Raw genomic sequence first — 12,328 nt, 5'->3', positions numbered from 1 at the left:
AGTTAAGGCTTTGTGGTATTAAATTCCAGAAGACAGTTCCATTGAACTGACCATTGCCTGCATCTGCATTTGACAATCTGCACCAGCACTGAGTAGTTCCAACTGGGATGGGAGAAGGGAATTTTCTTAAGATAGCGCAATCTAGTCTATGAGACGAATGAGTGTTGGGTAACTGAACCATGCAGTCCGAGGTTGTCATTGAAGCAAAGCTTCTGACCAAAAAGTTCGGCGACCTGATGGCAGTGGACAGCATAAACTTTCACGTGTTCAGAGGCGAATGCTTCGGCTTCTTAGGACCGAATGGCGCTGGAAAAACCACTACCATCAAGATGGCTAACTGCGTACTGCCCTTGACAGCTGGCAACCTAACCGTTGCGGGCATGGACGTTACTAGGCAAGCGAGGGAGATCAAGAGCATGATCGGAGTTGCCCCTCAGGAAGACAATCTTGATCCCGACTTTACAGTGTTCCACAACCTCATTGTCTACGCGCGCTACTTCGATCTTCCTAAAGCTGTTGCCCAGAAACGGGCAGATGAACTGCTGAAATTTGTGCAGTTGGAAGAGAAACGCAACGTGCGGATCGATCAACTGTCAGCTGGAATGAAACGTCGGCTTATTCTGGCCAGAGCTTTGATAAACGAGCCGCAAATCCTGATACTGGATGAACCAACCACAGGTCTCGACCCTCAGGCACGCCATCTCATCTGGGACAAAACCCGTAGTCTGCAGAAGCAAGGCGTTACAATAGTGTTGACGACACACTACATGGAGGAAGCTGCACAACTCTGCGACCGCTTGTTAATCATGGATAATGGAAAAATAATCGAGGAAGGCATGCCAGCGGATCTAATTAGAAAGCATGCAGGCGAAGAGGTTCTGGAAGTAGCCTACGACCAAGAAGTTATGGAATTCCTCAAAAAGACTTTCCCAGATGCTCGGCTTGATGTGGTCGCTGACAGAATTCAGGTTTTCACCAATCAGCCCAAAGGCGTATTCGCTCAGATTCTGCGCAAATTCGATTTCAAAGCAGCAATGATTAGAGACGCCAACCTTGAAGACGTTTTTCTAAAACTCACAGGGAGACGATTGAAGGAATGAAAGCCAGCAGAATTGCTTCATATTTCAAAATTCCCGAACTGAGTTATCGAGTATGGCATGTGTGGAGAAGAGACCAAGACGTCTTCATGAAAACCTACAAAGTGAACTTCATCCCACCGCTCATTGAACCTTTACTATATCTTCTAGGTTTAGGTTTAGGACTGGGCAGCTTTGTTCAACTACCTGAAGGCTTACGCTACGACGTTTTCATAGCTCCAGCGCTCGTAGCTGTGTCGATGATGTACGCCTCGTTTTTCGAATGCACCTACGCTTCATTTGTAAGGATGTATTACCAGAAGACTTTCGACGCCATAATAGCCACGCCTGTAAGCCTCGAAGAAGTCATAGCAGGTGAGCTGTTGTGGGGCGCCACAAAAAGCCTCATCAACTCAGCCATAGTGCTTGTTGTGATCTCTCTCTTTGGACTTGTCAAGAGTCCATTCTTTTTGGCAATTCTGCCTCTCGCTTTTCTTGTGGGCTTGCTTTTTTCGGCGATAGCCATGTGTTTCACCGCAATAACGCCAAACATAGATTCTTTCAATTACCCGGCATTCCTGTTCATAACTCCCATGTTTATTCTAAGCGGCACGTTCTTTCCTATCACCGCGCTTCCAATGCAGGTGCAGACCTTAGCCAGCATTCTGTTTCCATTAACTCATGCTGTGACGCTTACAAGAGCGCTAACAGCAGGCGCACTAAACCCATCTTTACTGCTCAATCTTGCTTGGTTTCTGGTTACAACGCCTTTCTTCTTTGTCCTGTCGATAAACATGATGAAGAAAAGACTAGTCAAATAGCGTCTGGACTTACCCTCTTTCTAAAGACTCCATAGCTAGAAGGCAGCCCTTGTCTTTCAGCACCTGCCCCCAGTACATTCTCACCACTTTGAATTCCTCTTGGAACTTCATCTCTCTGAGAGCCTCAACGATTCCTAGTCTGCTCTCCGAAACGCCTACGCGGATTTCCAGTCCAGAAAATGTGCCTAGCACAGCCCTAAGCAGGTTAATGGCTACTTCTGGTTTCCGTGGGCTAGACACGCACGGTCCAATTTCTTGTCTGTACGAGTCTGCCATTATGAAGCCAAGCAGTTTATTGCTGTCCCGGGCAACATAGCACAAGTCCTTGGAATCTCTGAATATTCGCTTCAACAATGGTTCACGATTCCATCCCATGCAACGCTCATCAAAGCGGGCGACATCTTCAAGGTCACGTTCAGCCATCCTCACTATCCGTTCGGTGTACTGATCCATTTTGAACCCCTGTCCCACGAGACGGATGAAGTTGGAGTTGGCTTTGAAGCCCAATTTCTCATAGAACTGCACAGTGTCCACATAAGCATACAGACCAATCGTGGTTGCAGATTCCCCCACCAGATAGTCAATTGCATGTTTCACCAGTAGGGCGCCGACTCCTTTCGAACGATTGCTAGGGGTAACTATCACGTTTCCAATCCAGCCAACTCTGCCAAAATGCATCGTGGTTATTAACCCCACTCTCCGGGTTTCATCTAGAGCCACACAACAACCTCTGGGTTCCAGATTCATCATGAATTCGAAGTCTTTTCTTGTCAAGTCCCAGTTCATTGTGTCCGTTAGTTTGATTGCGAAGGCAAAATCGTTAGGAGCCATTTTTCTTATTCGGATTTCCTGCATCTAACAGCCCAACCTGCTGGATTACTTAGGCATTGGTGTCACTTCTACTGCTTGAAAGAATAATCTTATAAAAAGGATTGCCACTCAATCAGTGAAATCTTAATGAGGTGTCCGCGTTTATCAACGTGAGAATAACCCGCGACGTAAACATCGTGCTTCACAAATTCATGGACTACTTCAAAGGATTTGAAAACGTTGAGGCAGTCCGCGAAATATTCGGCGACCAAACAGAAAAAATCCTAAGCGACCTTAAAGTGGAGTTTGTGTCTCGACGCGGTTACATGGGCGTAGACGAGCAAGACGGCCACCTCATAGTAAGCGCATATTACTTGAAAAGCGGAACTGATCGTGACATCTACTTGGACATAGTTCACGAGTTGGTCCACGTGAAACAATGCATGCAAGGCAAGAAGCTCTTCGATATGAGCTACGACTACGTGGACAGGCCGACAGAAATCGAAGCCTACAAGCACGCGGTCAAAGAAGCCCGAAGGCTCGGTATGACCGAGAAAGAAATCTACGCATACCTGCGAACTGAGTGGATGAACGAAAAAGACTTAGCCCGCTTGGCCAAATCAGTAGGTGTAAATCATGATCCTAGCGCAAATTCCCATCGGTGAAGGAAAAAACTTCGCCTACATTTTCGGAGACGAAGCAACCCGGGAAGCAGCGGTTGTTGACCCTGGATCCAACGTGGACAAAATTCTGAGACAAGCTAAACAACTCAAGGTTCACGTAAAATACATTTTCAACACGCATTCGCATGGAGACCACACTGCTGGCAACAGCCAAATGAAAGAAAAAACTGGCGCCAAGATAGTTGCGCACGTCAAATCACCACGCCCAAAGGACGTAGCTGTCAAGGATCAAGACGACCTTGAGGTTGGCAAGCTTAAAGTGAAAGTGATTCACACGCCCGGTCACACCGCTGATGGCATATGCCTTCTAGTTGACGGCAAACTCTTCACTGGAGACACGCTTTTCGTAGGCGAATGCGGCAGAACCGACTTGCCAAGTAGCAGCGCAAAAGACATGTACTACTCTCTCTTCGACAAAATACTCTCGCTCGATGACAATGTTGAGGTCTATCCTGGACACGATTATGGCAGCAGACCGATTTCAACCATCGGCGATGAGCGAAAAACTAATTATACGCTGGAAAAGCGCACGCTAACAGAGTTCATCGAATTCATGAAAGAACCTTGAACGCCACGATTGAACTGACCGCAATTCAATTATGAGCTCAGTCTCTCTTCCACGGACAAGGGCTCTATACATATTCCTGTGTGCAACAAGGTTTTCAAGTCTTGAACGCATCCTACACTGGCGTCTATGTTTCCAAGCTTCGGGTGACGCCACATTTTTTCAGGAACCAGATTGAATTGCATGGGTGCTTTGTTGCCTCGGCAACTGACCCCTTCAAAGACTTCTTTTCTTAGACGCGCTGAGCGGACAGAGACAATGCTCTTTACGAGTTCCACGCCGCCGAAAACGCCTATGCCATGCCAGATTGAGGCATCTTCAGGCGACAAAACTGCATACAAGGCGAATTGGGGTGACGAAGGCGTCTGATGGTATTCATAATTCTCGATCTTGTGCGCCTCAACTGAAAAACTGTCTTCTGCTTTGGCGACGCTCACGTCAGTTTCATGTACATCTAGTTCGTTGGCGTAGAGTGGTGTTGTTTTGTACTGAATCTTGACTTGTTCGAACTTTTCCTGTTTAAAGACGAGGCTTCCTTGAGCCGCCCGTTTGGACCCGAATCCCTTAGGCGAGTGTGGCACCGTTAGTAGTAGCGTCTTTCTTTTGCTAATGTTTCTGCCCATCAGTTCGTATATGGTTCTGATCGTGTCGTAGTCTCGGTGGCTATCTGAAATCAAGCTGTGCATAGGGTCTTTGGGCTTTTCTTTTTTCAACACTCCTAGCGGCATTCTGATAGCTGGGATGCACAGGTTTATTCCAAGAACCTCTGAGGCGTTCTGAAGTATCTCGTACTTCACTGCGTCGACAAAATCTAGATACTCTGCTGAACCTTTGAGATGCCGCTCTATCAAGTCGACTTCGTCTTTTGAAATCAGTGAACCCTCATACTTTGTCAGGAAGCTGCTATCGACCTTCAAGTCATGCGTAACCACTGAAGCTGCTGGAAATGCGCTTTGACCGCTCTCTACGATGGAGGCTCTTAACGGGTTTATCGAATACCGGTCAGGCTCGACATCATCAGTGTTGAGCAGGAACGGGATAACCAGACCTTTCGGCGGCTTCCTCAGCATTTCAGAAATCTCACTGAGGTCGCTTTGCCCAATATCTGCTGTCTTCTTTTCTACCATGTAGTTGCTGCAGGTCTCGAGCAGTCGAGCCGCAATGATACCCTGTAGTTCCTCAAGTGTCAGTTGTGGGTTCGCATATTCCGTTGACGCTCTGAGGAAGAAGTGTCCCTTGCCCAATTGAATCTGCCTTCTATTATTTTCTTCAACAATGAAGAAGGACGCCCTACCAGGTTCTTCACCTATGAAGTTGTCCAGCCCCTTGAGAAGAGCATCTACAGAGCTTTTGGAGTTCTTCAAGAAATCCTGAATCAGCGTGAGAATTAGGTCAGACATGGTTTCAAGGCTCTTCGGTGGATCTGTCTTGTTGCAGAACTGTGCCTAAAATGCTTTTCGCGGCTCTTTTTAAAGCTTTATTGGATTATAGGTTCCTCGCCCTGATAGACAGTATGCTATAAGCCGTCATCCATTAGCCAGCCTTGTTTGGGCAAGATTAATTAAATCGGCAAAACTGCAATTATGGTTCCAGCGGGATGATCATGAGCGACGTTGCAGTTGTTGGAGTGGGGCAGACCTCGTTCACGAAGGCCTGTGGCGTATCCATCAAGGAACTTTGTTTTGAAGCCTTCAAAGAAGCCATAATCGATGCTGGGAATCTTCAGGTTCAAGATATAGATGGCTCAATAATATGTTCAGCTCCCGAATACGACAAGCAGAGGTCGCCGGCAGGAGCCATCGCTGAGTATCTCGGCTTGAATCCTAAGCCCACCTTTTATGTTGAAGCGGTGTGCGCTTCAAGTACAACTGGCATTCGAGCCGCTTACGGTTTGATCAAATCTGGACTAAACGACATGGTCGCAGTGATCGGATTCCAAAAAATGTCAGAGTTGTCGTCAACTGAAGTTCAGGAACGCATGGGTCGAGGCGCTGATATCATGTGGGAATCTCCTTTCGGCTTGTCAATGCCGGCTGGATATGCCTTGTTCACACGAGCCAGAATGCAGAAATATGGCATGACTGAGGAGCAAATGGCAAAGGTGAAGGTCAAAAGCAGCAAATATTCGGCTCTCAACCCAAAAGCCATATTTCAACGTGAAGTCTCGCTTGAAGAATGCCTGACAGCGAGGGCTATAGCTGCGCCATTGAAGTTTTACGATTGCTGCTCCAACGCTGACGGAGCCTCATGTATCATTTTGGCTAACGGCGACAAGGCGAAGAAGATGACGGACACGCCGGTCAATATCATCGGGTTGGGCGCTGCAAGTGACAGTCTTTCGTTGGCTAACAAGGTAAGTTTAACTGGTTTGAACTGCGCTGTTGAGGCTGGGAAGCAGGCTTACAAAATGGCTGGTGTTGAGCCTAAAAGCATCGATGTGGCTGAAGTGCATGACTGTTTTACTACAGCTGAGATTATGGCTTATGAGAACTTGGGCTTCTGCAAACCCGGAGAAGGCGGCAGACTAGTTGAAGAGGCTCAAACCTACATTGATGGCGATATGCCAGTCAACATTGATGGTGGACTGCTTGGCAAAGGTCATCCGATCGGCGCTACCGGAGGTTCACAGGTGCGCACAATTGTGATGGAGCTTAGAGGCGACGCTGGAAAACTGCAGGTTAAAGGCGCGGAAACAGGTCTCGTCCATAATATTGGTGGTGTAGGTCTTTACGGAAATGTAATTATATTCAGCAGGTGACAGCAGTGGGTTTCGAAAAATTTGGAAAAGTCAACTACACAGCCGAGACCAAGGTGAAGGAATTCGTAAATCATCTTGAAAAAGGAAAAATCGAAGCAACTCAGTGCAGAGTTTGCAAGAAAGTGTATTTTCCACCCCGAATGGACTGCAGCAACTGCCTTTCCATAGACCAGATGAGCTGGAAGGAGATAAGCAACGAGTGGACTTTGCTGACTTATTCTAAAGCGTATTTTGCTCCCACAGGCTTTGAAGACGACACTCCTTACATCCTAGCCATTGCAGAGTCTAAGGAAGGATTGAAAATATTAGCTAGGCTCAGCAAAGACATGAGCGATGATAAAGTTAGGCCCGGAATTAGGCTTCAACTTGCTCCTGTCAAACTGCCGCATGACAAAATTGCCTATGAGTTTAAGGCTGCAGTCTAGCGAAGAGGCGCAAAGCATGGTTTCAAAAGACGAAATAATGTTTGGAGTTGAAGGTCCCAACTATCCGTGGAGCACAATACTTGATGTAGCTGTGTCGGCTGAAAAAGTAGGTTTTGACTCATACTGGACACCTGACCACATAGTCGCGACGGGAGTTCGAAGATGGGACGCGCTTGAAGCGTGGAGCACACTCACAGCTCTCGCTGTCAATACTAAGAGGATAAAGTTGGCGACTGGAGTAAGCGACACGTACCGTTATCATCCTGCAGTGTTAGCCCAAAAAGTGGCCACGTTGGACGTTATTTCTGGCGGCAGGGCAATTCTGGGCATAGGCATAGGAGAAGCCATGAACCTTGTGCCCTACTGCATACCCTACGACAAGCCTATAGCTCGAACGGAGGAGGCGCTTGAAATCATAAGGAAACTTTGGAGTGAAGACTTCTTTGACTACAATGGAAACTACTACAAACTGCAGAAAGCCTTCATTCAGCCCAAGCCTTCAGTGCCCGTGTCTGAGACCAAGTTTAGACCCACAGTGCCCATTTTCGTAGCTGCCAGTTCGCCTCGGACAATGGAGATGGCGGCAAGATACGGTGACGGATGGCTTCCAGCCAATCTACCTGCGAGCGAATACGCGGAAGATCTGGCGAAAATTAAGTCTATGGCTAAGCAGTTTGGGCGTAATCCCGAAGCCATAGAACCCGCCCACTTCACATACGTTGCTATAGGAAAGGATAAGGAAACTACGAGAAAAGCTGTTCTTCCACAGGCGAAGATGCTCTTGCTTTCTAGGCCGAAAATCATTGAGAAGCTGGGTTTCAAACCGCCAACCTACGATTATGAGATGACTTTCAAGCTGGTTTTCCCTGAGCATGCCAAAGCTTGGATGGAAACCGCGCAGAAGTTGCCAGACGAGGTTGTGGACAAGTCGCCTTACATCATCGGCACGCCAGATGACACTATAGAGAAAATCGACGAATATGTAAAGGCTGGCTGTCGGCACTTCGTGATAAACTTCCAGGTTTCTGCAAGCGAGTTGAAAGAAACTTCGAGACTCTTTGCTGAGAAGGTTATACCGCACTTTAAACACAAGCACTGAAGTTCTGCTGCATCTTCTAGATTTGGGCAAGAGTGCTCGTGAGAAACCCGATGAAGATCAGCAGTAAACCTGCGGCTATCATTGAAATCGCCCATCGTTGCTGCGACGCGCGTCTTTCACTCAACTGGCGCTGTTGCCCTTGCGCAGTGGCTGGGTCGAGATCTGTCTTCTTAGCAGCTTTGCTCTCAGCTCTGCCCCCGCTGAAGCCGAAGAACATGAAGGCGCCTGCTGCACCGATGAAGCAACCCTCTAACAGCATGAAAAGTATTAGAGACTCCATGAACGCTTCATATTGAAATCCTCCTCGAAAATAGAAGAGGAGGCCCAAGCCCACAGCGTCAACTACGATTAGGGCAAGTATGAACAATGCTATGCGGGAAAGGGTTGGAAGCAAAGCTTTGAAACGTTCTTGGTTCACTTAGAGAAGCACGCTCATGAGTTTTCATGGGAAAGAGGACTAAAAAGTTTCTTACCTGAACACTCGCTTGATAGTGTTGGCAATATGGTTGATGTCGCCAGGCTTCAAGCCGGGATGAACGGGTAGCGAAAACACTTGCTGGGCTGCTTTCTCTGTTTCAGGCAGATTGTGTGCGTTGCTTTGGCGGTAATACGGCATCAGGTGGATAGGGGTATGATAATATACCGTGGCGCCCACGCCTTTCTTTCTCAAGGCTTCAACTATTCTGTCTCTGTCCTTCGCGCCACCTCTACGAATCCTGACTGTGTACAGATACCAGCTGCTTTGGCAACTTTTTGGCTCAACGGGCAGAACGAGTTGTTTAACATCTTCCAGCATTTCTGTAAGTGTTGCTGCATTCTTCTTCCTTTTCTCAAAGAATGATGGGAGCTTCCTGAGCTGCTCTATTCCAATTGCAGCTTCGATCTCGGGCATTCGATAGTTGTGTCCCAGCAGGGCAGCGCTGTACTCTTCTCTTTCGCCATGTGATCTTATGAGGCGCAGCTCTTCGGCGTACTCATCGTTGTTAGTTGTTATCATGCCACCTTCGCCGGTTGTCATGTTTTTGCTGGCGTAGAAGCTCCAACAAGCCGTATCGGCGAAGTGACCTGGAAGCTTGCCTTTGTAGGAGGCTCCATGAGCTTGAGCTGCATCCTCGACCACAGTGAGTTTGTGTTTGCCTGCGATTTCACTAATTCTGTCCATTTCTGCTGGGAGTCCGTACAGGTCCACCGGGACGATCGCCTTGGTTCTATTCGAAATTACTGGCTCGATTTTTGCTGGGTCAATGTTGTACGTGTCTGGTTTTATGTCAACGAAAACTGGTTTTGCTCCAACCAGTGCAACTGCCTCAGCTGTAGCTATGAACGTGAAGCTGGGCAAGATGACTTCGTCTCCGGATTTGACATTGGCAACCCACAATGACATGTGCAAGGCTGCGGTTCCGCTATTAACAGCTATAGCATGCTTTGCTTTCGCGAATCTGGCAAAGCTGTCCTCGAAATGCTTTGCCATAGGACCGCTGCCAAAACGACCTGTTAGGATTCGGCTTTTCATAACCTTTGTGACCGCCCTGATTTCTTCCTCACCGATCGAGGGCAGATTCACGGGGATCATCTTGCGCATCGCTATCACTAATGTCTGGCTTTTGGTTGAAGATTGTGTGTCTAATGCTTATTAGAAATTCGATTAAGGTTGAGGCAGTAGACGCGGTAACACTCGTGTTTCAGGAACGCCGTGGGTTGGTGAGTGAAGAAATAGTATTATAACAAACTGTGCTATTCTGAAGCATCTCGTCACATGGTTTGCGGTTAGCTTATGGCGTTTGAAATCAGATCTAGAGACTTGCTTGCTCGAATTGGAAGACTAGAAACTAAGAGTGGTGTTGTGGAGACTCCGGTTTTGCTGCCCGTTGTGAATCCTGCAATACAGCCGATTTCTCCGAAAGCCATGCGTGAGGAATTCGGTTGCACAGCGTTGATGACAAATGCCTACATCATCAAGAAGCGTTTCGAAGCAAAAGCTGCAGAAACGGGCGTTCACAGGTTTCTAAACTACGACGGCGTGATAATGACCGATTCAGGCGCCTACCAGACCCTCATGTACGGCGATGTTCAAACAACCAACAAAGAGATAATTCAGTTTCAAGAGAGCATCAACACAGACATCGCGGTCATTCTTGATGTACCCACTGGGTGGGGCGTTTCCCAGCAATATGCAAAGCGCACTGTCGAAGACACGCTGAAAAGAGCAGAAGAATTGGCCAAGGTTAAGACTCGTGACGATATTTTGTGGACTGGCCCAGTTCAGGGAGGCGCCTACCTTGACCTAGTTGCCCATTCAGCGAAGAAGATGAGCAAGCTGCCGTTCCAAGTTCACGCTTTGGGAAGTCCCACGCCGGTTATGGAGCAGTATCTCTTTGACACGCTCGTGGACATGATTTTGGTGGCTAAACGTAACCTTCCTCCAAACCGCCCGCTTCACCTTTTTGGTGCTGGGCATCCGTTTATGTTTGCTTTGGCTATCGCTTTGGGGTGCGACATGTTTGACTCTGCGGCATATGCGCTTTTCGCTCGACAAGACCGATACATGACTAACACTGGAACCCTGAGACTGAAGGAAATTGAGTATTTCCCATGCTCGTGCCCTATGTGCAGACGGGAAAATCCAGCTGAAGTCAAAGGTATGCCTAAACCAAAGCGCCAAAGATTTCTTGCTCAACACAACCTATACGTGAGTCTAGCCGAGATTAAGCGGACGAAACAGGCAATTGTAGAAGGTCGACTATGGGAACACTTGGAGATGCAGTCTCATGCACATCCTGCCCTTTTCACTGCATTAAAACGGCTCCGAAGATATTCAGATCTTTTTGAAGCTCAGTCTCCCGTTTCTAAAGCCAGCGGCTTGTTCTTCTACAGTGGAGTCGACTTGGCGCGGCCAGAGGTTGTGCGCCACGCAGAAAGGCTTAGGGAAAGGTACGTTGCCCCGCGCGATGCCAAAGTGCTGCTATTGTTGCCGCAAACTAGGATGAAACCTTTCCACAAGTCAAGAGAACACGCAAGAGTTATCAAGGAAATCGAGCGAAGACTTGGAGACAAGATGGGTTTGATTCACGTGTGTACTTATGCAGCGCCTTTTGGAGTTGTGCCAATAGAGATTGATGAAGTGTATCCATTGTCGCAGTATGAGGTGGCGCTTCCACTAGACGACGAAACAATCACCTACGTGAATGAACAAGTTAAGAGCTACATAAAGATGAGGCATTACCAAAAGGTTGTATTGCTCAGCAACCGTGAGACTTGGGGCACAAGAATAGCTGCGGCGGTCAAACGAGTGTGCAAAGAAAGAAAAGTCCCCGTAACAGTCTTAAGTCCAACTCGTCTTTGGAACAAGGTTGGAGTAAACAGTTTATCTGAAGCAGTGGAGAAGGCAGTAGGCGAACAAGCATGATTTGCGTTGATGTGCATTTACACACAAGGTTTTCTTTTGATGCTTCAATTACCCCCAAGTACGTGGCAGATTCCCTCAATGCAAATCCAGTTGTCAAAGGCGTGGCTATAACCGATCACAACACTTTGGAAGGCTACCTTCACGTGCGCAGGTTTGCAGCCGCCTATCCAGATGTTGTGATTGTTCCCGGGGTAGAGGTGGGCACCACGCTAGGTGACGTGATCGTCCTTGGCGTGACAGAGAAACCAGCCTACTGGGCAAGTCTCGAAAGCGTCATAGATTTCGCCAAAGCTAGAAACGGAGTCTTAATTGTGCCCCATCCGTTTCGTGGAGGCGGCATCAGAGATGCAGCTAAGAGAATCCCCAGTGGACTCGGCGCCATCGAGGTTCTGAACCCTGACTCCACCGAAGAAGAAACTCGCATGGCTGATATGTTGGCGAAGGCAACGAATCTGCCCGGCGTAGGCGGAAGCGACGCTCACCATGTCAGCCAGATGTGGAAAGCTTACACAGAGATTGATGCAGATCCAAATGTGGACAGTATACTGAAGGCAATCAAGAACAATAAGGTAAAAGCAGTTTTAGCCAAGGGATGATTTAAATTCGGGTTCCTCATCTTATCTGTGAAAGAACAATAGCAATCGCAGATTTGCAGATGTTTATTGGATGGTGACCGCTGTTCATT

Annotated in this window: 13 protein-coding genes; 9 read left to right on the top strand and 4 right to left on the bottom strand. The window is 47.8% G+C overall.

The window, feature by feature from the left end; all coding sequences use genetic code 11:
• Positions 1-179 precede the first annotated feature (179 nt).
• On the top strand, positions 180-1,100 hold the full coding sequence (locus tag VJ249_05360) for an ATP-binding cassette domain-containing protein (GenBank protein HKZ93991.1): 921 nt from the start codon (positions 180-182) through the stop codon (positions 1,098-1,100).
• Positions 1,097-1,897 carry an ABC transporter permease gene (locus VJ249_05355; GenBank protein ID HKZ93990.1) on the top strand — a complete coding sequence of 267 codons (801 nt, stop codon included), beginning with the start codon at positions 1,097-1,099 and terminating at the stop codon, positions 1,895-1,897. The genes VJ249_05360 and VJ249_05355 overlap by 4 nt, the downstream gene beginning before the upstream one ends.
• A 9-nt stretch (positions 1,898-1,906) precedes the next feature.
• Here VJ249_05355 and VJ249_05350 read toward each other — a convergent pair whose 3' ends face one another.
• Positions 1,907-2,752, bottom strand: coding sequence for a GNAT family N-acetyltransferase (locus VJ249_05350; GenBank protein ID HKZ93989.1), 846 nt, complete (start codon positions 2,750-2,752; stop codon positions 1,907-1,909).
• Positions 2,753-2,859: 107 nt separating this feature from the next.
• Between VJ249_05350 and VJ249_05345 the strand changes: the two genes are divergently transcribed.
• Positions 2,860-3,372: a hypothetical protein gene (locus tag VJ249_05345; GenBank protein ID HKZ93988.1), complete on the top strand. Its 513-nt coding sequence runs from the start codon at positions 2,860-2,862 to the stop codon at positions 3,370-3,372.
• A complete protein-coding gene (locus VJ249_05340; protein ID HKZ93987.1) occupies positions 3,344-3,958 on the top strand; it encodes an MBL fold metallo-hydrolase in 615 nt (204 codons plus the stop codon). Before VJ249_05345 ends, VJ249_05340 begins: the two co-directional genes overlap by 29 nt.
• 29 nt (positions 3,959-3,987) lie before the next feature.
• Here VJ249_05340 and VJ249_05335 read toward each other — a convergent pair whose 3' ends face one another.
• A complete protein-coding gene (locus tag VJ249_05335; protein HKZ93986.1) occupies positions 3,988-5,355 on the bottom strand; it encodes a hypothetical protein in 1,368 nt (455 codons plus the stop codon).
• 203 nt (positions 5,356-5,558) lie between these two features.
• Here VJ249_05335 and VJ249_05330 point away from each other — a divergent pair, with 203 nt between their 5' ends.
• Genes VJ249_05330 through VJ249_05320 form a run of 3 tightly spaced genes read left to right on the top strand, consistent with a single transcriptional unit; the run spans position 5,559 to position 8,237 of the window.
• A complete protein-coding gene (locus VJ249_05330) occupies positions 5,559-6,713 on the top strand; it encodes a thiolase domain-containing protein (GenBank protein ID HKZ93985.1) in 1,155 nt (384 codons plus the stop codon).
• Positions 6,714-6,718: 5 nt separating this feature from the next.
• Positions 6,719-7,138, top strand: a complete 420-nt coding sequence (locus VJ249_05325) for a Zn-ribbon domain-containing OB-fold protein (protein HKZ93984.1) — start codon at positions 6,719-6,721, stop codon at positions 7,136-7,138.
• A gap of 16 nt (positions 7,139-7,154) precedes the next feature.
• Positions 7,155-8,237: an LLM class flavin-dependent oxidoreductase gene (locus VJ249_05320; protein HKZ93983.1), complete on the top strand. Its 1,083-nt coding sequence runs from the start codon at positions 7,155-7,157 to the stop codon at positions 8,235-8,237.
• 16 nt (positions 8,238-8,253) lie between these two features.
• On the opposite strand, the gene VJ249_05315 is transcribed toward VJ249_05320, so the two are convergent.
• Together VJ249_05315 and VJ249_05310 are read right to left on the bottom strand one after the other, a co-directional pair.
• The gene (locus VJ249_05315; protein ID HKZ93982.1) at positions 8,254-8,655 is read right to left on the bottom strand and encodes a hypothetical protein; all 402 of its coding nucleotides are present in this window, start codon (positions 8,653-8,655) and stop codon (positions 8,254-8,256) included.
• Positions 8,656-8,706: 51 nt separating this feature from the next.
• A complete protein-coding gene (locus VJ249_05310; GenBank protein HKZ93981.1) occupies positions 8,707-9,819 on the bottom strand; it encodes a DegT/DnrJ/EryC1/StrS family aminotransferase in 1,113 nt (370 codons plus the stop codon).
• A 192-nt stretch (positions 9,820-10,011) separates the two neighbouring features.
• Here VJ249_05310 and tgtA point away from each other — a divergent pair, with 192 nt between their 5' ends.
• On the top strand, positions 10,012-11,643 hold the full coding sequence (tgtA, locus tag VJ249_05305; protein HKZ93980.1) for a tRNA guanosine(15) transglycosylase TgtA: 1,632 nt from the start codon (positions 10,012-10,014) through the stop codon (positions 11,641-11,643).
• Positions 11,640-12,239: a PHP-associated domain-containing protein gene (locus tag VJ249_05300; protein ID HKZ93979.1), complete on the top strand. Its 600-nt coding sequence runs from the start codon at positions 11,640-11,642 to the stop codon at positions 12,237-12,239. Before tgtA ends, VJ249_05300 begins: the two co-directional genes overlap by 4 nt.
• Positions 12,240-12,328 lie beyond the last annotated feature (89 nt).

Source organism: Candidatus Bathyarchaeia archaeon (assembly GCA_035283685.1).
In the GTDB taxonomy this organism is placed as follows: Archaea; Thermoproteota; Bathyarchaeia; order Bathyarchaeales; family Bathyarchaeaceae; genus DATETJ01.
Note: the sequence above shows the minus strand (reverse complement) of the source record. Positions and strands in the feature narration are given on the sequence as shown.

Coding starts and splice junctions, on each gene's coding strand:
- VJ249_05330 (HKZ93985.1), top strand. CDS start 5,559: ATGAGCGACGTTGCAGTTGTTGGAGTGGGGCAGACCTCGTTCACGAAG.
- VJ249_05310 (HKZ93981.1), bottom strand. CDS start 9,819: ATGCGCAAGATGATCCCCGTGAATCTGCCCTCGATCGGTGAGGAAGAA.
- VJ249_05340 (HKZ93987.1), top strand. CDS start 3,344: ATGATCCTAGCGCAAATTCCCATCGGTGAAGGAAAAAACTTCGCCTAC.
- VJ249_05350 (HKZ93989.1), bottom strand. CDS start 2,752: ATGCAGGAAATCCGAATAAGAAAAATGGCTCCTAACGATTTTGCCTTC.
- VJ249_05300 (HKZ93979.1), top strand. CDS start 11,640: ATGATTTGCGTTGATGTGCATTTACACACAAGGTTTTCTTTTGATGCT.
- VJ249_05360 (HKZ93991.1), top strand. CDS start 180: ATGCAGTCCGAGGTTGTCATTGAAGCAAAGCTTCTGACCAAAAAGTTC.
- VJ249_05355 (HKZ93990.1), top strand. CDS start 1,097: ATGAAAGCCAGCAGAATTGCTTCATATTTCAAAATTCCCGAACTGAGT.
- VJ249_05335 (HKZ93986.1), bottom strand. CDS start 5,355: ATGTCTGACCTAATTCTCACGCTGATTCAGGATTTCTTGAAGAACTCC.
- tgtA (HKZ93980.1), top strand. CDS start 10,012: ATGGCGTTTGAAATCAGATCTAGAGACTTGCTTGCTCGAATTGGAAGA.
- VJ249_05320 (HKZ93983.1), top strand. CDS start 7,155: ATGGTTTCAAAAGACGAAATAATGTTTGGAGTTGAAGGTCCCAACTAT.